The sequence below is a fragment of the Streptomyces sp. NPDC059906 genome, from assembly GCF_042730645.1.
Taxonomy (GTDB): Bacteria; Actinomycetota; Actinomycetes; order Streptomycetales; family Streptomycetaceae; genus Streptomyces; species Streptomyces rubrogriseus.
The window spans coordinates 504,267-526,279 of sequence record NZ_JBHWKU010000002.1; the positions used below are offsets into that span (position 1 = coordinate 504,267).

General features: G+C 70.8%; 18 protein-coding genes and 2 tRNA genes. 12 read left to right on the forward strand and 8 right to left on the reverse strand.

Annotated features, from left to right (window positions below; all coding sequences use genetic code 11):
• Nucleotides 1-16: 16 nt before the first annotated feature.
• Both ACFV9J_RS05250 and pepN read right to left on the reverse strand, forming a co-directional pair.
• Nucleotides 17-1,087 (reverse strand): hypothetical protein, encoded by a 1,071-nt coding sequence (locus tag ACFV9J_RS05250; RefSeq protein WP_385350038.1) that lies wholly within the window; start codon nucleotides 1,085-1,087, stop codon nucleotides 17-19.
• A 237-nt stretch (nucleotides 1,088-1,324) separates the two neighbouring features.
• On the reverse strand, nucleotides 1,325-3,907 hold the full coding sequence (gene pepN, locus ACFV9J_RS05255) for an aminopeptidase N (RefSeq protein WP_385350041.1): 2,583 nt from the start codon (nucleotides 3,905-3,907) through the stop codon (nucleotides 1,325-1,327).
• A gap of 145 nt (nucleotides 3,908-4,052) precedes the next feature.
• On the opposite strand from pepN, the gene ACFV9J_RS05260 reads away from it, so the two are divergent.
• Nucleotides 4,053-4,691: a DsbA family protein gene (locus ACFV9J_RS05260; protein ID WP_385350044.1), complete on the forward strand. Its 639-nt coding sequence runs from the start codon at nucleotides 4,053-4,055 to the stop codon at nucleotides 4,689-4,691.
• Nucleotides 4,692-5,194: 503 nt separating this feature from the next.
• Here ACFV9J_RS05260 and ACFV9J_RS05265 read toward each other — a convergent pair.
• Both ACFV9J_RS05265 and ACFV9J_RS05270 read right to left on the reverse strand, forming a co-directional pair.
• Nucleotides 5,195-5,836, reverse strand: a complete 642-nt coding sequence (locus tag ACFV9J_RS05265) for a superoxide dismutase (protein ID WP_385350047.1) — start codon at nucleotides 5,834-5,836, stop codon at nucleotides 5,195-5,197.
• A gap of 153 nt (nucleotides 5,837-5,989) precedes the next feature.
• Nucleotides 5,990-7,375 carry an amino acid permease gene (locus ACFV9J_RS05270; RefSeq protein ID WP_385350050.1) on the reverse strand — a complete coding sequence of 462 codons (1,386 nt, stop codon included), beginning with the start codon at nucleotides 7,373-7,375 and terminating at the stop codon, nucleotides 5,990-5,992.
• A 332-nt stretch (nucleotides 7,376-7,707) separates the two neighbouring features.
• Between ACFV9J_RS05270 and ACFV9J_RS05275 the strand changes: the two genes are divergently transcribed.
• A complete protein-coding gene (locus tag ACFV9J_RS05275) occupies nucleotides 7,708-8,292 on the forward strand; it encodes a biotin transporter BioY (RefSeq protein WP_385350051.1) in 585 nt (194 codons plus the stop codon).
• An 80-nt stretch (nucleotides 8,293-8,372) separates the two neighbouring features.
• On the opposite strand, the gene ACFV9J_RS05280 is transcribed toward ACFV9J_RS05275, so the two are convergent.
• Nucleotides 8,373-9,818 carry an amino acid permease gene (locus ACFV9J_RS05280; protein ID WP_385350054.1) on the reverse strand — a complete coding sequence of 482 codons (1,446 nt, stop codon included), beginning with the start codon at nucleotides 9,816-9,818 and terminating at the stop codon, nucleotides 8,373-8,375.
• 208 nt (nucleotides 9,819-10,026) lie between these two features.
• On the opposite strand from ACFV9J_RS05280, the gene ACFV9J_RS05285 reads away from it, so the two are divergent.
• Nucleotides 10,027-10,512: a ribose-5-phosphate isomerase gene (locus ACFV9J_RS05285; RefSeq protein WP_030869907.1), complete on the forward strand. Its 486-nt coding sequence runs from the start codon at nucleotides 10,027-10,029 to the stop codon at nucleotides 10,510-10,512.
• Nucleotides 10,513-10,624: 112 nt separating this feature from the next.
• The gene (locus ACFV9J_RS05290) at nucleotides 10,625-11,479 is read left to right on the forward strand and encodes an Fpg/Nei family DNA glycosylase (RefSeq protein ID WP_385350059.1); all 855 of its coding nucleotides are present in this window, start codon (nucleotides 10,625-10,627) and stop codon (nucleotides 11,477-11,479) included.
• Between the two features lie 10 nt (nucleotides 11,480-11,489).
• Here ACFV9J_RS05290 and ACFV9J_RS05295 read toward each other — a convergent pair whose 3' ends face one another.
• Nucleotides 11,490-12,752, reverse strand: coding sequence for a GNAT family N-acetyltransferase (locus tag ACFV9J_RS05295; protein WP_385350135.1), 1,263 nt, complete (start codon nucleotides 12,750-12,752; stop codon nucleotides 11,490-11,492).
• Nucleotides 12,753-12,947: 195 nt separating this feature from the next.
• Between ACFV9J_RS05295 and ACFV9J_RS05300 the strand changes: the two genes are divergently transcribed.
• Nucleotides 12,948-14,135: a PP2C family protein-serine/threonine phosphatase gene (locus ACFV9J_RS05300; RefSeq protein ID WP_385350062.1), complete on the forward strand. Its 1,188-nt coding sequence runs from the start codon at nucleotides 12,948-12,950 to the stop codon at nucleotides 14,133-14,135.
• A gap of 23 nt (nucleotides 14,136-14,158) precedes the next feature.
• The gene (locus tag ACFV9J_RS05305; protein WP_385350065.1) at nucleotides 14,159-14,653 is read left to right on the forward strand and encodes an HD domain-containing protein; all 495 of its coding nucleotides are present in this window, start codon (nucleotides 14,159-14,161) and stop codon (nucleotides 14,651-14,653) included.
• Nucleotides 14,654-14,663: 10 nt separating this feature from the next.
• Here ACFV9J_RS05305 and ACFV9J_RS05310 read toward each other — a convergent pair whose 3' ends face one another.
• Nucleotides 14,664-15,833, reverse strand: coding sequence for an acyltransferase family protein (locus tag ACFV9J_RS05310; RefSeq protein ID WP_385350067.1), 1,170 nt, complete (start codon nucleotides 15,831-15,833; stop codon nucleotides 14,664-14,666).
• Nucleotides 15,834-16,456: 623 nt separating this feature from the next.
• Between ACFV9J_RS05310 and ACFV9J_RS05315 the strand changes: the two genes are divergently transcribed.
• Nucleotides 16,457-16,651 carry a hypothetical protein gene (locus ACFV9J_RS05315; protein ID WP_115742116.1) on the forward strand — a complete coding sequence of 65 codons (195 nt, stop codon included), beginning with the start codon at nucleotides 16,457-16,459 and terminating at the stop codon, nucleotides 16,649-16,651.
• A gap of 120 nt (nucleotides 16,652-16,771) precedes the next feature.
• Here ACFV9J_RS05315 and ACFV9J_RS05320 read toward each other — a convergent pair.
• Nucleotides 16,772-16,842: transfer RNA gene (locus tag ACFV9J_RS05320), tRNA-Gly, on the reverse strand.
• Between the two features lie 163 nt (nucleotides 16,843-17,005).
• On the opposite strand from ACFV9J_RS05320, the gene ACFV9J_RS05325 reads away from it, so the two are divergent.
• The 5 genes from ACFV9J_RS05325 to clpX all read left to right on the forward strand — a co-directional run bounded on the left by ACFV9J_RS05325 (nucleotide 17,006) and on the right by clpX (nucleotide 21,855).
• Nucleotides 17,006-17,082, forward strand: a tRNA-Pro gene (locus ACFV9J_RS05325).
• Between the two features lie 190 nt (nucleotides 17,083-17,272).
• Entirely contained in the window at nucleotides 17,273-18,679 is a 1,407-nt protein-coding gene (gene tig / locus ACFV9J_RS05330) for a trigger factor (RefSeq protein WP_385350070.1), read from the forward strand.
• Nucleotides 18,680-19,011: 332 nt separating this feature from the next.
• Entirely contained in the window at nucleotides 19,012-19,617 is a 606-nt protein-coding gene (locus ACFV9J_RS05335) for an ATP-dependent Clp protease proteolytic subunit (protein WP_030186848.1), read from the forward strand.
• A 50-nt stretch (nucleotides 19,618-19,667) separates the two neighbouring features.
• Nucleotides 19,668-20,378: an ATP-dependent Clp protease proteolytic subunit gene (locus tag ACFV9J_RS05340; protein WP_385350073.1), complete on the forward strand. Its 711-nt coding sequence runs from the start codon at nucleotides 19,668-19,670 to the stop codon at nucleotides 20,376-20,378.
• Between the two features lie 190 nt (nucleotides 20,379-20,568).
• Nucleotides 20,569-21,855: an ATP-dependent Clp protease ATP-binding subunit ClpX gene (clpX, locus tag ACFV9J_RS05345; RefSeq protein ID WP_007449827.1), complete on the forward strand. Its 1,287-nt coding sequence runs from the start codon at nucleotides 20,569-20,571 to the stop codon at nucleotides 21,853-21,855.
• Nucleotides 21,856-22,013: the final 158 nt, after the last annotated feature.

The following is a 22,013-nucleotide window of genomic DNA, read 5'->3' on the forward strand; positions in this document are numbered from 1 at the left end:
GCCCGCCCGGCGCCCCCTACCGGGGCAGTACCACGACGTACGCGGCGGGCTCCCGGTCCCCGGCCGCCATCAGCGCCGTCCGCACGACGGCCGCCTCGTGCTCCGGGCAGTCCCGCAGCTTGCGCGGGGTGAGGTGCACGACCGTGATCCCCAGCCGTTCCAGGTGCTCGCGCCTGCGGGCGTGCTCCGCCCGGGCGGTGTCGTCCTCCTGCTGCCGGTGCGCCCGGGTGTCCAGCTCCAGCGCCACCGCCTGCTCGGGCCAGAAGGCGTCCACGTCGCCCAGGTGCGGGCCGCCGGGCAGGCGCAGGCCGACGTTCCAGACCGGCTCGGGCAGGGCGTGCTCGCGCACCATCCGGTACAGCCGCTGCTCGGCCAGTGCCCGCCCCTCGGCGACCAGGGAGTCCACCGCGTCCACCACGTGCGGGCGGCTGAGCAGCCGCGCCCGGTTCAGCTCCCGTACCACCGCGGCCGGCTCGCAGTGACCGCCGCGCACCGCCTCGGTCAGCAGCCGGCGGACCGTGCCCGGGTCGGTCAGCTCGGCGACCGCGTCCGCCAGGGCCCGCGCCACCGGCGCCACCGGAACCCCCGTCAGCTCCACGGCGGTCGGCAGCGCGGCCGTGCGGACGATGCGCGCACACCCCGTCGTGCGCAGCCGGCGCAGCCGCGGAACCAGGACGTCGATCAGCTCCAGGGCCGACAGCGGGGGAGCGGCGGAGAAGCCGTGCAGCGTCAGCGCGGCCAGGCCCGTGATCATCGCCTCCGCGTAGGCCGGTACCGGCGGCTGCTCCCCGCCCGGCTGGACCGGGACCGAGGCGGTCGCGCCGGGTGCCGTGCCGCAGGTGCGGTCCCGCGCCGCGTAGAGCAGTACCGCGTGCAGGCGCTCGTCGCTGGTCGGCGGCCCCGGGTGCAGCAGGACGACGTTCGGCAGGAGCTGCTGCCAGGGTCCGCCGGGCCGGCACTGCTCGTTGGTCTCCGCGGCGGAGACACCGTGCGCCCGCAGCTGGGCGGCCGTCATCAGCCGGCGCCGGCCGTCGGCCAGGACGTGCAGCGGGCGGGGGCGGGGGGAGAGCGGGATGTTGTGCGTCATGACCGGCAACTTCCCGCGCCCGATCGGCCCCCTAACCGCTGTTACACGCCCATCGCCGAACCGGGACAAGCCCGGACTAAAGGACGGGTGTTCGGATGCCGAAACCCCTGGTCCGAACGGGTGGGACCAGGGGTTACGGCCGGCCGGGCACGCATCCTGTAACGATGACGGAACGCCCGATCATTGGCCAGAGATCAGGTGGTCCGGGCGGGGAGGGGCCGCTACGGGAGGGGGCCGCTACCGAACGCCCGCCGCCGCGTCGCAGGCCTGCCCGCGCAGCGCCCGCGCCAGGTCGTCCCGCGCCTCCAGCACCAGCCGGCGCAGCGCCGGGGCCGCGTCCTCGTGCGCCGACAGCCACGCGTCGGTCGCGTCCAGGGTGTCCTGGGAGTCCCGCAGTGACGGGAACAGCCCCCGGACCACGTCCATCCCGATCTGGATGGACCGCTCGGCCCACACCCGCTCGATCGCCGCGAAGTACTTCTCGGTGTACGGCGCGAGCAGGTCCCGCTGCGAGGGCTGCGCGAAGCCGGCGATGGTCGCCTCCACCAGCGCGTTCGACAGCGCGTCCGACTCCACGACCTGCGCCCAGGCCTGCGCCTTCACCGCCGCCGAGGGGCGGGCCGCCAGACAGCGCACCTGGTGGCGCTTGCCGGAGGCCGTGTCGTCGCGGGCCAGCTCGGCGGTCAGGACGCCCTCGTCGGCGGCGCCGTGGGCCGCCAGCGGCGCGAGGAAGGCCCAGCGCAGCTCCTGGTCCACGTCCAGGCCCTCGATCTTCTCGGTGCCCTCCAGCAGCCCGCGCAGCAGCTCCAGCTCCGCCTCGCCGGACGCCACCGACGCGAAGAACCGGGCCCACGCCAGCTGCTGCTCACTGCCCGGCGCCGCGTCCCGCAGCTCGCGCAGCGCACCCTCGCCGAGCAGCCGGCCGCCGGTCTCCCGCCAGTCGGGGGCCGCGTAGTGCACCAGCGCCGAGTTCGTCCAGGCGTGCAGCATCTGCAGGACGCCGATGTCGGACTCGCCTCCGGCGAACCGCAGCACCAGCGCCGCGAAGTCCCGGGCCGGCAGCAGCGCGTCCCGCGTCATGTTCCACAGCGCCGACCAGCACAGGGCACGGGCCAGCGGGTCGGTCAGGGACCCCAGGTACTCGCGCAGCGTCTCCAGCGAGGTCGCGTCGAACCGCGTCTTGCAGTACGTGAGGTCGTCGTCGTTGACCAGGACCAGCTCCGGCGCCTCGGCACCGGCCAGCTCCGCCACCACCGTGCGCGGCCCCTCGACGTCCACCTCGGCGCGCGCGTACCGCTCAAGGGCGCCCTCGGCGGTACGCCGGTACAGGCCCACCGCGACGCGGTGCGGGCGCAGTTCCGGGTGCGACTCGGCGGCCTCCTGCACGACCGCCAGCTCGTCGACGGTGCCCGCCCCGCCCAGCAGCACCTGCGGGGTCAGCGAGTTGACGCCGGCCGTCTGGAGCCAGGAGCGCGACCAGGCCGCCATGTCCCGGCCGCTGGTCTCCTCCAGGACCGACAGCAGATCGCCCAGCCGCGTGTTGCCGTACGCGTGCCGCTTGAAGTAGCGCCTGGCGCCCTCCATGAAGGCGTCCTGCCCGACGTACGCCACCAGCTGCTTGAGCACGGAGGCGCCCTTGGCGTAGGTGATGCCGTCGAAGTTGAGCTTGGCGTCCTCCAGGTCACGGATGTCGGCCGTGATCGGGTGCGTGGAGGGCAGCTGGTCGGCGCGGTACGCCCAGGCCTTGCGGCGGTTGGCGAAGGTGATCCAGGCGTCCTTGAAGCGGGTCGCGCCGACGTTCGCGAACGCGCCCATGAAGTCGGCGAAGGACTCCTTCAGCCACAGGTCGTCCCACCACTCCATGGTGACCAGGTCGCCGAACCACATGTGCGCCATCTCGTGCAGGATCGTGTTGGCGCGGCCCTCGTACGACGCCCGCGTCACCTTCCCGCGGAAGATGTACTCCTCCCGGAAGGTCACCATCCCCGGGTTCTCCATCGCGCCCAGGTTGTACTCGGGCACGAAGGCCTGGTCGTACTTCCCGAAGGGGTACGGGTAGTCGAAGTGGTCGTGGAAGAAGTCCAGCCCCTGCTTGGTGATCAGGAAGACGTCGTCCGCGTCGAAGTGCGGCGCGAGCCCCTTGCGGCACAGGGCGCCGAGCGGGATCTCCAGCCGGGTGCCGTCATCGAGGGTCCGCTCGTAGGAGTCCGTCACGTAGTGGTACGGACCCGCCACCACACACGTGATGTACGTCGAGATCGGCTTCGTCTCCGCGAACCGCCACACACCGTCGGCCCGCTCACCCGCGCCATTGCTCCACACCGTCCACTCCTGCGGCGCCCGCACCTCGAAGCGGAAGGGCGCCTTCAGGTCCGGCTGCTCGAAGCCCGCGAAGACCCGGCGGGAGTCGGCCGGCTCGTACTGGGTGTACAGGTACACCTCGCCGTCCTCCGGGTCGACGAAGCGGTGCAGACCCTCGCCGGTACGGGAGTACGCGCACTGGGCGTCGACCACCAGCTCGTTGTCGGCGGCCAGGTCCTCCAGGGCGATCCGGGAGCCGTCGAAGACCTCGCTCGGGTCGAGGTCGCGGCCGTTGAGGGACACGGCGGTGACGCTCGGCGCGACCAGGTCGGCGAAGCTGCTCGCGCCGGGTTCGTTGCAGCGGAAGCGGAGCGTGGTGACGGACCGGAACGTGCGCGGCCCCCCGCCCTGCGCGTCACCGACGGCCGAGCGCACGTCGAGGGACACCTCGTACCCGTCGACGGACAGCAGGGCGGCCCGCTCCCGGGCCTCGTCGCGGGACAGATTCTCACCGGGCACGGGCGGCACTCCCTCGGATGGTGTTCAGTATGCGGACAGCACCGATCCTGCCATGCGCCCCTGACGCGCGGCAGCCGGGAATGGGCGGGCCGGTCGTTCGGTTGCCGCGTTGAGTACCCGTTCGCGCCGCCTCATGAGGAGAGACATGTCGGAGAAGACGCCCGTCGACTTCTGGTTCGACCCCCTGTGCCCCTGGGCCTGGATGACCTCCCGCTGGGTCCTGGAGGTGGAGAAGGTCAGGGACATCGAGGTCCGCTGGCACCTGATGAGCCTGGCCGTCCTCAACGAGGACAAGCTCGACGAGCTGCCGGCCGAGTACCGCGAGATGCTGGAGGTCAAGGCCTGGGGTCCGGTCCGGGTCGTCATCGCCGCCCAGGAGGAGCACGGCGCCGGTGTGCTCGGCGACCTCTACACGGCGCTGGGCACCCGCATCCACAACCAGGAGGAGGGCCCGGGCCGGGAGACGGTCGCCGCGGCCCTGAAGGACGTCGGCCTGCCCGAGTCCCTCATGGACCACTGGGACGCCACCCCCTACGAGCCGCAGCTGCGCGCCTCCCACAAGGAGGGCATCGACAAGGTCGGCCAGGAGGTCGGCACCCCGGTCATCGCGGTGCCCGGCGCCGACGGCGGGCAGCTCGCCTTCTTCGGCCCGGTCGTCACCCCCGCCCCCAAGGGCGAGGACGCCGCCAAGCTCTGGGACGGCACCCTCGCCGTGGCCTCCGTACCGGGCTTCTACGAGATCAAGCGGACCCGCACCAAGGGCCCGGACTTCAGCAACCTCTGATCCTGATATCCGTTGATCACGCCGACCGGAACAGCTCCCGCAACATCCGCGCGCGTGCGTGGGAGTTGTGGCGACGCGGGGCGCAGTCAACCGCCCCAGACCCGTGTCCCGGGCCGGGGCGTGGGACAGGACGCAATCGCAGCACCACAGCCAGTGGCGCCCGTTCTGCAAACCCCGGATTTTGAGTCCCGGGTCGTTGACCAACCTCTGACCCGGTGTCCCGGTGAACGTGGACTGCCGCGCCAGCCGCACGGTCTCGCGCCCGCCGGCTCCACGATCAGTGAGTAGCGGCTCCTTGGCGCCCATGATGGCGCCCCCGATCGCCACCGCCCTGCCCAGACGGCGACCGACGGGCGAGACGGAGAGCGCGTCCGGCGAGGGGGAGGGCACCGCCGGGCAGGACAGAAGGCCCCCGCGAGTCATGTCCTCGCGGGGGCCTTCCTCATTCCGCCTGCCCGGTGAAGGTTGAGAAGACGATCACGAGGCAGGACGACTCAAGGGGCTCAGGGCGCCAGCAGCAGCGTGTTGGTGCGGGACTTGGCGGCCTCGAAGCGCCTGGCCACGTCCTGCCAGTTGACGACGGCCCACATGGCGTCGATGAAGTCGACCTTCTGGTTCTTGTACTGCAGGTAGAAGGCGTGCTCCCAGGCGTCGAAGACCAGGATCGGGGTGGAACCCTGGCCGACGTTGCCCTGGTGGTCGTAGATCTGCTCGACGATCAGACGGCCGCTCAGCGGCTCGTAGGCAAGGACGCCCCAGCCCGAGCCCTGGGTGGTCGCGGCGGCCTTGGTGAGCTGCGCCTTGAATCCGGCGAAGGAGCCGAAGGACTCGGCGATCGCGCCGGCCAGCTCGCCCACGCCGTCCTGGTCCAGGGGCTCGCCGCCGCCGTCACCGGTCATGTTGTGCCAGTAGATCGAGTGCAGGATGTGGCCGGAGAGGTGGAAGGCCAGGTTCTTCTCCAGGCCGTTGATCGAGCCCCACGTCTCCTTGTCCCGCGCCTCGGCGAGCTGCTCCAGCGTGTCGTTGGCGCCCTTGACGTAGGCGGCGTGGTGCTTGTCGTGGTGCAGCTCGATGATCTCGGGACTGATCACGGGAGCCAGCGCGGAGTAGTCGTACGGCAGTTCAGGAAGCGTGTAGACGGACATGGCGGATCCCCTCCGACCTCTTATTGCAAAAGCCTTGCAAGTGCACGCTAGCAGCAAGAGCCTCGGGAGGGGTGGAGGGGCGGACCGGCGCGCGCGAAAGGGCCCCCGCACGCCTTCGTGCGGGGGCCCTGGAGAGATGTGCCGGACGGGTCCCTATCCGCGAGCCGCGCCCCGCCGCTGCCGGGCGTAGCCGACCGCCGCCAGGACCAGCGTCATCCCGCCCGTCGAGTACAGCTGCACCCGCGTGTCCGGCTCGCGGGCCATCAGGACGAACACCGCGGCCATGCCCGCCAGCGCCACCCAGGTCAGCCACGGGAAGGCCCACATGCGCACGACCAGCTTCTCGGGCGCCTCCCGCTCCAGGCGGCGGCGCAGCCGCAGCTGCGCGGCGGCGATGAAGATCCAGACGACCAGGATGACCGCGCCGATCATGTTCAGCAGCCAGGAGAAGACGTCGTCCGGCCGCCAGTAGCTGAGCAGCACGCAGCCGAAGCCGAAGAGGGAGGAGACCAGCACCGCGACCCGCGGCACCCCGCCCGACACCCGGCCCAGGACCCTCGGTCCCTGACCCCGCTCGACCAGCGAGTAGCCGATGCGCGAGGCCCCGTAGATGTTGGCGTTCATCGCGCTCAGCAGCGCCACCAGCACCACGATGTTCATGAGCTGCCCCGCGCCCGGGATGCCCAGCTCGTCGAGGGCCGCCACGTACGGGCCCTTCTCGACGACCTCGGGGGAGTCCCACGGGACCAGGGTCACGATGACCGCCATCGAGCCGATGTAGAACAGCGCGATGCGCCACATCGCCGTCCGCACGGCGCTCGCCACGCCCCTGACCGGGTTCTCCGACTCGGCCGCCGCGATGGTCACGGTCTCCAGACCGCCGTAGGCGAACACCGAGGCGAGCAGGCCGATGATCAGGCCGTTGCCGCCGTGGGGCAGGAAGTCGTCCAGGTGGGAGGTGCCGGGGGAGTCGGTGCCCGGCAGGACCCCGCAGATCGCCAGCACGCCGAGCACCAGGAACAGCGAGATCGCGCCGACCTTGAGCGCGGCGAACCAGAACTCGAACTCGCCGAAGTTCTTCACGGCGGCCAGGTTCGTCCCGCAGAACACCACCATGAACAGCGCCACCCACGCCCACTCGGGCGTGCCCGGCAGCCAGCCGTGCACGATCTGCGCCGCGCCGATGCCCTCGAGACCGACGGCCGTGCACAGCAGCACCCAGAACGCCCAGCCCGCGGTGAAACCGGCCCACGGGCCGATCGCCCGCTCGGCGTGCGCGGAGAAGGAGCCGGAGGAGGGGTACGCGGCGGACATCTCGCCCAGCATCCGCATCACCAGCATCACGAGGAGACCGGAGGCGGTGTAGGCGACGACGATCGAGGGCCCCGCGGCGGCGATACCGGCGCCGGAGCCGACGAACAGCCCGGCTCCGATCACCCCGCCGAGGGCGATCATCGACAGGTGGCGCTGCTTGAGGCCGTGGGAGAGGGAGGCGTCCACCGGCTGCCGTGGCGCCTTGGTGGTGGTGCTGTTGGACATGGAGCGGCTCGTCCAATGCGTGGGGGGCTTGGGTCAGGGCAAAAACGCCCACAGTCTCGGGTCTCGTGCCGCTCGGCGACAGCGGCTGCCCACGATACGGACGACCCGAATACGGAATGTGATCATCCGAATGCGGGATTCCGCTTACCGGTGACGCCCGCCTCACCCCCTCGGTGACCGGTCTCACCCGAGTACGTGTGTATCCCGCGGCCTTTGTCGGGAGCCCACCAAGTCCACGAGCGGGCCTTTGTCGAGCGCTGCTGGTGATCGGCCCCCGGACGCTGGGATAGCGTCGCGGTGTCCCGACATGTCCACACCACCGCGGAGTCCCCATGAGCACCGCTGCCGTATCCGCCCGCCGCTCCGGGCAGGTCCTCGCCGACCTCATCCCCTCCTCCCGAGTCCGGGACGTCGCGCTCGTGGCGGGCGGTGCCGTGCTCACCGGCATCGCGGCCCAGATCGCGGTGCCCGTGCCCGGCTCCCCGGTGCCGGTGACCGGCCAGACCTTCGCGGCACTGCTCGTCGGCACCTCGCTCGGCGCCCGCCGCGGCCTGCTCTCCCTCGCGCTCTACGCCCTGGTCGGCATGGCGGGCGTGCCGTGGTTCGCCGAGGGCGGCTCCGGCACCGCCGCCCCCTCCCTCGGCTACGTCTTCGGCATGCTGCTCGCCGCCACGGTGGTGGGCGCCCTGGCCCGCCGCGGCGCCGACCGCTCGGTGCTGCGCACGGCCGGCGCGATGCTGCTCGGCGAGGCGATCATCTACGCCGTCGGCGTCCCGTACCTGGCCCTGGCCGCCGACATGTCCCTCACCGCCGCGATCGCGGCCGGCCTCACCCCGTTCCTGATCGGCGACGCGCTGAAGGCCGCGCTGGCGATGGGCGTCCTGCCCACCGCGTGGAAGCTGGTCGACAAGCGGTAACCGGCCGCGGGCCCACACGAGAAGAGGCTCGCCGGAGCGCGACAGCGCCCCGGCGAGCCTCTTTCGTCGCCCCGCGGAGGTCAGCCCTGCCCGGCGCCGGCCTTCCGCGTCGCGGTGATCCGCTGCTTGACGAGGGCGACGACTACGACGAGCGCGGCGACGAGCAGCGACAGCAGCACGGTGCTGCGCCCGTCGTGCTCGGTGTCGGTCAGCATGTAGCCGAGCACGAAGACGATGACCGCGGCGGCCGCCCAGGTCAGGTACGGGTACAGCCACATCCGCACGACCAGCTTCTCCGGCGCCTCGGCCTGGATGATCTTCCGCAGGCGCAGCTGCGAGAAGCAGATGGCGAGCCAGACGAAGAGGGCCACGGCGCCCGAGGAGTTGAGCAGGAAGAGGAAGACCGTGTCGGGGAACTTGTAGTTGAAGAAGACCGCGACGAAGCCGAAGACGACGGACGACAGGATCGCCGTCTGCGGCACCCCGCGCCGGGTGGTCCGGGCGAAGGCCTTCGGCGCGTCCCCGCGCTGACCGAGGGAGAAGGCCATGCGGGAGGCGGTGTAGAGCCCGGAGTTCAGACAGGACAGCACGGACGTCAGCACGATGAAGTTCATGATCTCGCCGGCGTTCGGGATCCCCAGCGAGTCCAGCGCGGCGACGTAGGAGCCCTGGTCGACGATCGACTGCGAGTCCCAGGGCAGCAGCGCGACCACGACGAAGATGGACCCGAGGTAGAAGACGGCGATGCGCCAGATGATGCTGTTGGTCGCCTTGGTGACGGCCCGCTGCGGGTCCTCGGACTCACCGGCGGCGAGCGTGGGGATCTCGCTGCCCATGAACGAGAAGACGACGAGCAGGACGCCGGTGAGCACGGCCCCGGCCCCGTGCGGCAGGAACCCGCCGTGCTCGGTGAGGTTCCCGAGCCCCGCCTGGTCGCTGTCGACGCCGGGCAGCACCCCGAACACGGCCAGCCCGCCGACGACGATGAACGCGGCGATGGCGACGACCTTGATCCCGGCGAACCAGAACTCGAACTCGCCGTAGGAGCCGACGGAGACGAGGTTGGTGGCGGTGAGCACGACCATCACGATCAGCGCCCAGCCCCACTGCGGCACGGCGGGAATCCACCCTTCCAGGATCTTGGCCCCGGCGGTGGCCTCCACGGCCAGCACCACGACCCAGAAGAACCAGTAGAGCCAGCCGATGGAGAACCCGGCCCACGGGCCGAGCGCGCGGTCGGCGTGTGCGGAGAACGAGCCCGAGGTCGGATTGGCGGCCGACATCTCCCCGAGCATCCGCATCACCAGCACCACGAGCGTGCCGACGAGGGCGTACGAGAGGAGGATGCCGGGTCCCGCGGTGGCGATTCCCGAACTGGAACCCACGAACAGCCCGGCCCCGATGACGCCGCCGATGGCGATCATCGAGAGGTGGCGGTTCTTGAGTCCGGCCTGAAGACCGGAACCGGGTCCCGAGGGGCCCGCGGGCCCCTCCTCGGGCTTGGTCAAGGTCGGCTGCGAAGTCATGGGGGGAGGGTTTCCTTTGCGCCGGTCGAGCACTTTCCCGTACGAGCGGTGTACGAGCCGGACCAGTGAAACGGAGGCGAACGAATTCAGGAACCTTTGAATCCGGATCGTTACTTGAGCTTTTCCTGAGCTTTTAAAGTTTCACGAGTCGTTTTCCCAGTCGCGACCCGGAGCGTCCACCGCTTGGGGCGCGTGTCACACTCGACGCATGCGCGTGTATCTCGGCTCGGACCATGCGGGCTTCGAACTCAAGAACCACCTCGTCGAGTGGCTCGCGGCGGCGGGGCACGAGCCCGTCGACTGCGGTCCGCACATCTACGACGCCCAGGACGACTACCCGCCCTTCTGCCTGCGCGCCGCCGAGCGCACGGCCGCGGACCAGGGTGCCCTCGGCATCGTGATCGGCGGTTCCGGCAACGGCGAGCAGATCGCGGCGAACAAGGTGAAGGGCGTGCGCGCGGCGCTGGCCTGGAGCGAGGAGACGGCGTCGCTGGGCCGCCAGCACAACAACGCCAACGTCGTCGCGGTCGGCGCCCGCATGCACACGCGGGAGGAGGCGACGAAGTTCGTCGAGACCTTCCTCGGCACCCCGTTCTCCGGCGACGAACGCCACATCCGCCGCATCGACATGCTCACGTCCTACGAGACGACGGGCGACCTTCCCCCGGTCCCCTCCCACCACCCGCAGCAGTAGAACCCCCGGACCCGCGACCCGCCCCGCCGCCCCCCACCGCGCGAGCACCGCGCGAGCACCGGGGGGCGGCACCGGCCCCGCGGGCCGGTCGCCGGGCGAAAGGACACCTCACGTGCCAGAGGGGCACACGATCCACCGGCTGGCCCAGGACTGCACCGCCGCCTTCGCCCGCACGGCAGTCCGCGTCACCAGCCCGCAGGGCAGGTTCGCCGACTCCGCCGCCCTCCTCGACGGCACCGTCCTGACCACCGCAGAGGCCCACGGCAAGCACCTCTTCCTCGGCTTCGGCGCAGCCGGGAACCCGGCCGAGGGCGCGGCCGAGGGCGCCGCCGAGAACCTCGCCTGGGTCCACATCCACCTCGGCCTCTTCGGCAAGGTCGCCTTCGGCCCGGCCCCCGCGCCCCCGCCCACGGACACCGTCCGCCTCCGCCTGGCGGGCGACACCACCTACGTCGACCTCCGCGGCCCCACCACCTGCGCCCTGATCACGGACCCCGAGAAGCGGGCGATACACGACCGCCTCGGCCCCGACCCGCTGCGCCCGGACGCCGACCCCGCGGCCGCCCACCGCCGGATCTCCCGCAGCCGCACCACCATCGCCGCCCTGCTCATGGACCAGAAGGTCGTCGCCGGCGTCGGCAACGTCTACCGCGCCGAGGTCCTCTTCCGACACGGCATCGACCCGTACCGCCCCGGCAAGGACCTCACCCCCGCCGAGTGGGACACCATCTGGCAGGACCTCACCGCCCTCATGCGCGAGGGGGTGCGGAACAACCGCATCGACACCGTCCGCCCCGAGCACACCCCCGAGGCCATGGGCCGCCCGCCCCGCGTCGACGACCACGGCGGCGAGGTCTACGTCTACCGCCGGGCCAACCAGCCCTGCCACCTGTGCGGCGGACCGATCAGCACCGCCGGCCTCGCCGCCCGCAATCTCTTCTGGTGCCCCACCTGTCAGAAACGGTGAGGGTCCGGACTCAGAACCCGTGCGGCAGCCACGGCGCCACGTCCGAGCCGAACCCCACCGACGCCTCCGTCAGCGCCCCGGCCCGCAGCTCGCGCACCCGCCCGGCGGCGCCCAGCGAACCCAGCCGCACACCCCCCAGATACGCCGCGCCCAACTCCCGTACGGACAGCGCCAGATCCGCCCCGTCGGACGTACGCTCGCAGGACGCGCCCTTCGCGTCGCCGCTCAGCCGCCAACGCCCCGCGTTCCAGGGGCAGAAGGCGTCCTCGACCTCGAACACCACGTCCACCGGCGCCTGGTAGGTCCGCGCCGCGAGCGCCGCGCCCACGTCCACCAGCCGCACGTACAACGCGTCCCGCAGCTCCGGCCGGCACCGCCGGATGTCCGACACCTGGTACTGCCACGCCTCGTCCACCGGCCGTCCCCGCACCGCCAGCCGGGAGGTCAGGTCGACGTCGTACAGGAAACGCCACAACGCCGCCTCGGTCGCCGGGTCGAGGCCCGCCAGGTCGTCGAGGACCACCGTGCCCCCGGCCCCCTCGGGCCCCCAGGCCGGCCGCACCCGAAAGCGCGCGAACCCGGTGACCTCGTCGCCCCGCCGGGCGAGGACGCACTGCAGGGGCGAGGCGCCCTCCCGCGCGCTCTCCGGATCCAGCAGCGCCAGCCGCTCCCAGCCGGGCCGCCGGGCCAGCATCCCCGGCCGCCCCGGCACCAGCCGCGCGTACACCGCCTCGCACGCGTCGAGCACGTCGGCGGGCGCCGCGTACCGCAGCCGTACGTCATCCGTGCCGGCCGGCACCGACAGCCGGACCCGGCTCGTGTCGATCTCCGCGTTGAGCCCGAAGGTCGCGGCGCCGTACCCGAACCGGCCGTAGATGGCCGGCTCGGAGGCCGTCAGGACCGCCAGCGGCTCGCCCCAGGCCCGTACGTCGTCCAACTGCCGCCGCATCATCGACGTCAGCACGCCCCGGCGCCGGTGCGTGGCGGCGACGCTCACCATCGTCACGCCCGCCGCGCGCACCCGCGCGCCGCCCGGCACGGTCATCCGGAAGTCGAACGCCCCCGTCGTCCCGACGCACGCCTCGCCCGCCCCGTCGCCCTCCCAGACGCCGATCGACCGGTCCACCCGCGTCAGCTCCCGGAACAGCTCCAGCTCCTCGGCCGGCTCCGGAACCCCGCCGAAGGCACGGACCAGCGACCCGTACCAGCTGTCCCACTCCTCGCGCCGCAGCACCCGCGGCTCCGTCGTCGTCATCGGCATCGTCGTCGTCATGCCGCCGTCGTCATCACCCGTGGACCGTTCCATACGGCATGCGTACCAGGGCGGCACGAGTCGGGCGAGGCAATTTCCGCAGGGGTGCGGCGCGGGAGCCGTTCGTGAAGTTCACTGTGAAGTCCGGCCCCGGACGGGGGACAAGTGGGACCTCCCGTGCCAAGCGGCCGGTCCGATGGATAGGGTCCCGAACTAATGGCAGCAGGACGACAGCGGCGCGCGGAGGCCGAGACGTTCGCGGCCCGGTGGAAGAAGCAGTGGCACCGGGCCCGCGTCGGCGTGCGCCGAGCCGCCGTCGACTACTTCCGCGGCGACGGCTCGGACTGGATCGCGCTCGCCGGACTGCTGCTGACGATCCCCGTCATCGCGGCCACCACGATGGCCAACTCGGTGTGGTGCTCGCCCTCCGCGCTGGTCATCCCGATCGTCGCGGGCGGCCTGCTGCTGCGCCCGGCGAGCCTGCTCGGTCTGTACGCCGCGGCGGCCACCGCGCTGATCGTGGAGTCGGTGCAGCTCGGCCCGTACACCGAGGGCCCCTCCCGGGTCACGCCCGGCGTGGTCCTGGTGGTGGCGGCCTGCGGCTTCTTCGGGCTCCTCGTCGCCCAGTTCCGCAGCCGGGTCGGCGTGCCCTGGCGGCGCGGCGGCACCATGCTCTTCGACCTGCGCGAACGCATCCGCGTCCAGAGCAAGCTGCCCAAGCTGCCCAAGGGCTGGCACCGCGAGATGGCGCTGCGCCCGGCCGGCGGCCAGTCCTTCTCCGGCGACTTCGTCGTCGCGGCCCGCACGAACGGCGGCCGGACGCTGGAGGTCGTCCTCACCGACGTCTCCGGCAAGGGCATGGACGCCGCCTCGCGCGCCCTGCTGCTGTCGGGGGCCTTCGGCGGACTGCTGGGCAGCCTGCCCCCGCACGCCTTCCTGCCCGCCGCCAACGGCTATCTGCTCCGCCAGGACTGGGACGAGGGCTTCGCCACCTCCATCCACCTCGTCCTGGACCTGGACTCCGGCGACTACGAGCTGTACTCCGCCGGGCACCCGCCGGGCCTCCAGCTCAGCGCGGGCACCGGCCGCTGGGAGGAGAAGTCCGCCGACGGACCGCTGCTCGGCGTGTACGACGGTGCGCAGTTCGACCAGGTGAAGGGCTCGCTGCGGCCCGGGGACGTACTGATGCTGTTCACGGACGGACTGGTGGAGACCTCCGACCGGGACATCGCCGAGGGCATCGACCGCCTCACCGGCGAGGCCGACCGCTATGTCGCGGGCGGCTTCCACGGCGCGGCCTGGCACCTGATCGAGGCCGTGGCCAAGGACGTCAACGACGACCGGGCGCTGCTGCTGATCTGCCGGGAGGGCCCGACGGCCCAGTCCGCGCCGGCCACGGCCTGAGCCCCACGCCGCATACTGGGCCCATGCCGCCCATGCCGCCCATGCCGCCCATGCCCCACGACTCCGGACCGCCCGCCCCGCCGCTCTCCCTGCCCGAGGTCGAGGCCACGGCCCGCGCCGCCCACGCCGGACAGACCGACAAGGCGGGCCGGCCGTACGCCGAACACCTGCGGGCCGTCGCCGAGGGCGTGCGGCGGCGCGGCGGCGACGACGAGCAGATCGCGGCCGCCTGGCTGCACGACGCCGTGGAGGACGACGCGCTGACCGGGGGATGGCTGGCCGAGGCGCCGCTGAGCCGCCGTACCAAGGACATCGTCCTGGCCCTCACCAAGCGGGCGGGGGAGCCGCCCGAGGCGTACGCCGCGCGGATCCTGGCCACCCCCGGCGCGCGGCTGGTCAAGGAGGCGGACCTGGCGCACAACGCCGATCCCGCGCGGCTGGCCGTCCTCGACAGGGCCACCCGCACACGACTGACCGAGAAGTACACGCGGATGCGCGCACTTCTCGGTCAGGGGTGACCCACCGGTTCTAGACGGAGACCTTCTCGCCGCCGGCGTTCGACGCGGCGGGCTCGGTGGACGTCCCGCGTGCCCCGGTACCGGCTGCCCGGTCCCGCTTCTCACGCCCCCGGGCGGCGTCGCCGGGATCCCGTCCGAAGGCCCAGTCCATCCGCGGCTCGACCACGTACCGCAGGACCCGCCGGACGGGCCTGGTGCACAGCAGGGTGATGACGGCGGCGCCGAGTACGGTGAGCCCGATCTCGCCGAGCGGCCGGTCCAGGAAGGGCTGCTGGAACCAGCCGGTGTAGTCGCCCTCCTTCACCAGGAAGCCGTGCAGCAGGTAGCCGTAGATCGTGCCGGCGCCGAGCGCGGTGAACCACATGCGCCGGCCGGGCACCCAGGCGAAGAAGCACGCGGTGAGCACCACGGAGCAGCCGAAGAGCGCGAGGGTCAGGACGGGCCCGGACCACCACGGGGCGCTCGTGTCCTGCACCGAGGCGTTGCGGTAGAACCAGCCGGTCTCCATGCGCGGCACCGACCACCAGGCGATCGCCAGCGCCGCCGCGACCACCGGCACGGACCAGATCCGCACCGCACGGCGCCGCACCAGCTGGAAGTGCTCGGGGCGCAGCAGCAGACCCAGTACGAAGCACGGCAGGAACTGCAGCACCCGCTGCATGTTCAGGTCGTTGCCGACGGTGGGCGTCACGGAGGCCAGCGCGGCGATGCCGAGGGCGATCGGGAGCGGCCAACGGAGTGTCTGCCAGAGGGGAGTGGTCAGCCGCCACACGAACAGCGCGCACAGGAACCACAACAGGTAGGTGGGGTCCAGCAGGCTGATGTCGTTGCCCGGGTCCTCGCTGACGCGGCGGTGCAGCGCGTAGGCGATCTCGAAGACGACGTAGGGGACGACGACGCCGGTGATCAGCCGTTTGACGCGCTTGGGGCTCAGGTCGAAACTGCGCGAGAAGTAGCCGGAGATGACGATGAAGGCCGGCATGTGGAACGTGTACAGGACCCGGTAGAGGGTCTCCACGGTCCGGTTCCCGTCCAGGATCTGACCCCAGGCGTGGCCCACACCGACCAGGACGATCGCCAGGTACTTGGCGTTGTCGAAGAACGCGTCGCGCTGCCGGCTCGGGCGGGTGCTTGGCGACGGCGACTTCCGGCCGCCGTCGGATCGCAGCGAGCTAGTCATGCAACCCCCCGCCGAAAAACCGGCGAGTAGTCACAGGACCTCGCTGCTCTGGTGGGGGACGAGGCAGCGTAGAACATCTGAGGCACCCTAGCGTTCGCCGTCGCATTCCGTAAAACGCCCGACGTCATTCCTGTATTTCGGGTCCCGGGCACGGTGTGAGTACTGTGCGAGTACCCCGTATTTCCGGAACTCGGCCTCCCCGGACGCGTGACTGACCGCACGCGGAGCGCCCTGTTTGTCATGACACATCATGACGGAACACCGCACTTACGGGCTTCATGGGCGATCCTGTGATCTCCCTGTGATCTCTCTGTGGTGATACCGCCGGCGCACCCGCCGATGTGTCCGCCGCGACAATTCGAAATACCTGCGAACGCGTTGTGTGGGCATGGAAACGGAACGGCTCGAATTTCCCGTACGAGTGGACCGTCGAAATCATGTGCGGGAGGCGACGGCGGGCCGCGCCCGCGTGCGCGGGGGAGCGTGCCGCCCACGGAACCGGCCGGACGATGTGTCACCTGCCGCATGACGGGGCCCGGTTGGTGGCACGATGGTTCTGGCGGGGGTGTTGCGGTGCCACACCTCCGGGCGGGAGTGCGGACCGACCGAGGGTGTGATCAGTTGTGGCCATTTCACTGTCAGTGGTGCTGCTCTTGGGGATCATCCTGGTGGTGCTGCTGCGGGGAGGGTCGGTCAAGGCGGGGCCGGCGGTCGTCGCGGTCCTCTTCGGCTTCTTCCTCGCCTCGACCGGCATGGCCGACGACATCCAACGCTTCCTGGACTCGATAGCGGACACCATCAACTCGATCCAGTTCTAGCCGGCCGCCTCCGGGGCCCGTGAGGTCCGGGCCCCCGTGCCGGCCGGGCGCCCGTGCGGCCCGGGCCGCACAAAGGCCTCCGGCCCGGTCCCCTGCGGGACCGGGCCGGAGGCCTCTCGGAGCGGGCGACGGGAATCGAACCCGCGTAGCCAGTTTGGAAGACTGGGGCTCTACCATTGAGCTACGCCCGCACAGCGCGCGCCGCAGGTCGGTGACCGCGGCACTGCACGCATCGTAGCGGGTCGTGCCCCCTCACCGCACACCCCTTCCGGTCCGCGCCGGACCTTCGCGGACGCTCGGGAAACTCTGCGGTCCCCGGTGGCCGGCGGCATGTACCCTACGTGTCGCACCAGACGGGGTGTGGCGCAGCTTGGTAGCGCGTCCGCTTTGGGAGCGGAAGGCCGTGGGTTCAAATCCCGCCACCCCGACCATCGACCGACCGCCGACCGACCGCCGAGTGATCGTCCAGTGATCGCCTTTTGGGCCGTGTAGTCGCTGCCGTTACTATGCAAGCTGCACGCCCGTGTGTCTCAGCGTCTGAAGTCTCCGGGCGGCGAAATTTGCCGGACACTCTCTGGTTCCGGCAGAACCCAAGAAGTCAGCCACCAAGGAGACCGAACCGTGAAGAGCGCCGTGGAGACCCTGAACCCGACCCGGGTTCGGCTCACTGTCGAGGTGCCCTTCGAGGAGCTCAAGGACAGCCTCGACGCGGCGTACAAGAAGATCAACCAGCAGGTCACGGTGAAGGGCTTCCGCAAGGGCAAGATCCCGGCCCGGGTCATCGACCAGCGGTTCGGCCGCGGTGCGGTTCTGGAGGAGGCGGTCAACGACGCGCTTCCCAAGTTCTACACCGACGCGGTCAACGAGGCCGAGCTGAACCCGCTCGGCCAGCCCGAGGTCGACATCACGGAGCTGAAGGACGGCGAGACGCTGAACTTCACCGCCGAGGTCGACATCCGCCCCTCCGTCGAGATCCCGGACTACTCCGGCATCGAGGTCGAGGTCGACGCCGTCGAGGTCAGCGACGAGGACGTCGAGAAGTCGGTGGAGCAGCTGCGCGAGCGCTTCGCCTCCACCTCCCCGGTCGAGCGCGCCGCCGCGGACGGCGACGTGCTCACCCTCGACCTGCAGGCCAAGGTCGACGGCGAGGTCCTCGAGGACGGCGTCGCCGACGGTGTGTCCTACACCATCGGCTCCGGCGAGCTGCTGGACGGCATCGACGAGGCCGTGAAGGGCCTGGAGGCCGGTGGCGAGGCCACCTTCACCTCCGAGCTCAAGGGCGGCTCGGCGGCCGGCAAGGAGGCCGAGGTCACCGTCAAGGTCTCCCAGGTCGCCGCGCGCGAGCTGCCCGAGCTGGACGACGACTTCGCGCAGCTCGCGTCGGAGTTCGACACGCTGGAGGAGCTGCAGGCCGACAGCCGCAAGCGCCTCGCCAACATGAAGCAGTACGACCAGGCCACGCAGGCCCAGGAGCGCGTCCTGGACAAGCTGCTCGAGCTGGTCGAGGTCCCGGTCCCCGAGAAGCTCCTCGAGGACGAGATCAACACCCGCAAGCACAACCTCGAGCACCACCAGCTCGGCCAGATGGGCCTCGACCTCGAGAAGTACCTCGAGCTGCAGGGCAAGACCGCCGAGGAGTTCGAGACCGAGACCCGCGAGGCCGCGGTCAAGGGCATCAAGACCCAGTTCGTCCTCGACGAGCTGGTCAAGCAGGAGAACCTCAACGTCAGCCAGGAAGAGCTGACCGAGCACCTCATGCGCCGTGCCGCCTCCTCCGGCATGTCCCCCGACCAGTTCGCCCAGGCCGTCGTCGAGCAGGGCCAGGTCCCGCTCCTCGTCGGTGAGGTCGCCCGCGGCAAGGCCCTGGCCGCCGTGGTCGAGAAGGCCACGGTCAAGGACACCAACGGCGAGATCGTCGACCTGGAGGACGAGGAGGACGAGGAGACGGAGGCCGCCGAGGCCGACGCCACCGAGGCCGCCGACGCCGAGAAGGCCGACGACAAGGCCGAGGAGAAGACCGAGGGCTGATCCCCTCGCGTCTCCCCAGACGGACGCAGAACGGGCCCCGGACACATCAGTGCCGGGGCCCGTTCCGCATACGGCTGGACAGCGCCGCAAGGGGCGCGGGGAACTGCGCGACCAGCCACCCACGGACCCGCACCCGGCAATGAACAGGCACCGTCACGGCGCTACGCCCGAGGCGAACACCCGCAGAACCGGGATGGCACCGGAGGGTCACCGCGTTAGGGTCCATGAATACGAGGGCAGGGGAGTCCCGGAAAGCGGCTCCAGCCCCGCAGGGAAACGTGAGACGGCCCGGCGCCGTCGTAAGACGAGCAGGTGGATACGTGACGAATCTGATGCCCTCAGCCGCCGGCGAGCCCTCCATCGGTGGCGGCCTCGGCGACCAGGTCTACAACCGACTGCTCGGCGAGCGGATCATCTTCCTCGGCCAGCCGGTCGACGACGACATTGCGAACAAGATCACCGCACAGCTGCTGCTCCTCGCGTCCGACCCGGACAAGGACATCTTCCTGTACATCAACAGCCCGGGCGGTTCGATCACGGCCGGCATGGCGATCTACGACACCATGCAGTACATCAAGAACGACGTGGTGACGATCGCGATGGGTCTCGCGGCCTCCATGGGACAGTTCCTGCTCAGCGCGGGCACCCCCGGCAAGCGCTTCGCGCTGCCGAACGCCGAGATCCTGATCCACCAGCCCTCCGCCGGCCTGGCCGGTTCGGCCTCGGACATCAAGATCCACGCCGAGCGGCTGCTGCACACCAAGCGGCGCATGGCCGAGCTGACCTCCCAGCACACCGGCCAGACGATCGAGCAGATCACCCGCGACTCGGACCGCGACCGCTGGTTCGACGCGTTCGAGGCCAAGGAGTACGGCCTCATCGACGACGTCATCGCCACGGCCGCCGGCATGCCGGGCGGCGGCGGCACGGGCGCCTGAGCCATCCTCCGCCCCGAGCCGACCGCCTCAGCCCCTTTACAGGAGACACTGTGAACGACTTCCCCGGCAGCGGCCTGTACGACCGCATGAACGCCACACAGGACATGCGCGCCGCCTCCCAGGGCCGCTACACCGGCCCCCAGGCCGAGTCCCGCTACGTCATCCCGCGCTTCGTCGAGCGCACCTCGCAGGGCGTGCGCGAGTACGACCCGTACGCGAAGCTCTTCGAAGAGCGGGTGATCTTCCTCGGGGTCCAGATCGACGACGCCTCCGCCAACGACGTCATGGCGCAGCTGCTGTGCCTGGAGTCGATGGACCCCGACCGGGACATCTCGGTCTACATCAACAGCCCCGGCGGCTCCTTCACCGCGCTCACGGCCATCTACGACACGATGCAGTACGTGAAGCCGGACATCCAGACGGTCTGCATGGGCCAGGCCGCCTCCGCCGCCGCCGTCCTGCTGGCCGCCGGTACGCCGGGCAAGCGCATGGCGCTGCCGAACGCCCGCGTCCTGATCCACCAGCCGTACAGCGAGACCGGCCGCGGCCAGGTCTCCGACCTGGAGATCGCCGCCAACGAAATCCTCCGGATGCGCTCGCAGCTGGAGGAGATGCTGGCCAAGCACTCCACCACGCCGGTCGAGAAGATCCGCGAGGACATCGAGCGCGACAAGATCCTCACGGCCGAGGACGCGCTGAGCTACGGCCTGATCGACCAGATCATCACCACCCGGAAGATGGACAACTCCTCTCTCCGCTAGGCGGGAGGCTGTATCGTCTGCCGCTCCTTGGCACGGTTTGACGCGATTCACGTCAAAGCGAACCGTGCCAAGGGGGGCCCGGACGAGGGGCCCGGCAAGGTACCGTCGGACATAAGGCAGCACCAGGAGTCCGCCCGCCGTTGACGTGACGTCGACGTAGGGAGTCTCCCAGGCGAAGGGGAAGCACACCGTGGCACGCATCGGTGACGGCGGCGATCTGCTCAAGTGCTCGTTCTGCGGGAAGAGCCAGAAGCAGGTCAAGAAGCTCATCGCAGGGCCCGGTGTGTACATCTGCGACGAGTGCATCGACCTCTGCAACGAGATCATCGAGGAGGAGCTGGCCGAGACCAGCGAGGTGCGCTGGGAGGAGCTTCCCAAGCCCCGCGAGATCTACGAGTTCCTCGAGAGCTACGTGGTCGGCCAGGAAGCGGCCAAGAAGGCCCTCTCCGTCGCGGTGTACAACCACTACAAGCGGGTCCAGGCCGGCGAGAACGGCGGTGCCCAAGGCCGCGAGGACGCCATCGAGTTGGCGAAGTCCAACATCCTCCTGCTGGGCCCCACGGGCTCCGGCAAGACCCTCCTCGCCCAGACCCTCGCCCGCATGCTGAACGTCCCGTTCGCGATCGCCGACGCCACGGCGCTCACCGAGGCGGGGTACGTCGGCGAGGACGTCGAGAACATCCTGCTGAAGCTGATCCAGGCCGCCGACTACGACGTCAAGAAGGCCGAGACCGGGATCATCTACATCGACGAGATCGACAAGGTCGCGCGGAAGAGTGAAAACCCCTCCATCACGCGCGACGTGTCGGGCGAGGGCGTCCAGCAGGCCCTGCTGAAGATCCTGGAGGGCACCACCGCCTCCGTCCCGCCGCAGGGCGGCCGCAAGCACCCGCACCAGGAGTTCATCCAGATCGACACGACGAACGTGCTGTTCATCGTGGGCGGTGCCTTCGCGGGCCTGGAGAAGATCATCGAGGGCCGGGCCGGCGCCAAGGGCATCGGCTTCGGCGCGCAGATCCGCTCCAAGCGGGAGATCGAGTCCAAGGACCAGTTCGAGCAGGTCATGCCGGAGGACCTGGTCAAGTTCGGGATGATCCCCGAGTTCATCGGCCGGCTGCCCGTCATCACCTCCGTCCACAACCTCGACCGCGAGGCGCTCCTCCAGATCCTGGTCGAGCCGCGCAACGCCCTCGTCAAGCAGTACGAGCGCCTCTTCGAACTCGACGGCGTGGAGCTGGACTTCGAGCGCGAGGCCCTGGAGGCCATCGCCGACCAGGCGATCCTCCGCCAGACCGGCGCCCGCGGCCTGCGCGCCATCATGGAGGAAGTACTCCAGGGCGTCATGTACGAGGTCCCCTCCCGCAAGGACGTCGCCCGCGTCGTCATCACGGCGGACGTGGTCCTCTCCAACGTCAACCCGACGCTGATCCCCCGGGATTCACGGGGCCGGGGCTCGGGCGAGCAGAAGACGGCGTAGCCGGTCACGCGCCACGTACCACGCACGCGGGAGGGGCCCGGTCGATTCCGACCGGGCCCCCCCCCCCGTTGCGGTGGTCGCGGGGGGGCGCGCGGGAGGGCATTTAGCGGGGCACGGCGGGCAGCAGAGGCGGGGTGTGGGTTGCCATATGCATTGCG

Coding starts and splice junctions, on each gene's coding strand:
- ACFV9J_RS05335 (WP_030186848.1), top strand. CDS start 19,012: ATGCCCTCAGCCGCCGGCGAGCCCTCCATCGGTGGCGGCCTCGGCGAC.
- ACFV9J_RS05300 (WP_385350062.1), top strand. CDS start 12,948: ATGGCAGCAGGACGACAGCGGCGCGCGGAGGCCGAGACGTTCGCGGCC.
- ACFV9J_RS05305 (WP_385350065.1), top strand. CDS start 14,159: ATGCCGCCCATGCCGCCCATGCCGCCCATGCCCCACGACTCCGGACCG.
- ACFV9J_RS05310 (WP_385350067.1), bottom strand. CDS start 15,833: ATGACTAGCTCGCTGCGATCCGACGGCGGCCGGAAGTCGCCGTCGCCA.
- ACFV9J_RS05295 (WP_385350135.1), bottom strand. CDS start 12,752: ATGACGACGACGATGCCGATGACGACGACGGAGCCGCGGGTGCTGCGG.
- ACFV9J_RS05250 (WP_385350038.1), bottom strand. CDS start 1,087: ATGACGCACAACATCCCGCTCTCCCCCCGCCCCCGCCCGCTGCACGTC.
- ACFV9J_RS05270 (WP_385350050.1), bottom strand. CDS start 7,375: ATGTCCAACAGCACCACCACCAAGGCGCCACGGCAGCCGGTGGACGCC.
- ACFV9J_RS05260 (WP_385350044.1), top strand. CDS start 4,053: ATGTCGGAGAAGACGCCCGTCGACTTCTGGTTCGACCCCCTGTGCCCC.
- ACFV9J_RS05275 (WP_385350051.1), top strand. CDS start 7,708: ATGAGCACCGCTGCCGTATCCGCCCGCCGCTCCGGGCAGGTCCTCGCC.
- ACFV9J_RS05280 (WP_385350054.1), bottom strand. CDS start 9,818: ATGACTTCGCAGCCGACCTTGACCAAGCCCGAGGAGGGGCCCGCGGGC.
- ACFV9J_RS05265 (WP_385350047.1), bottom strand. CDS start 5,836: ATGTCCGTCTACACGCTTCCTGAACTGCCGTACGACTACTCCGCGCTG.
- ACFV9J_RS05285 (WP_030869907.1), top strand. CDS start 10,027: ATGCGCGTGTATCTCGGCTCGGACCATGCGGGCTTCGAACTCAAGAAC.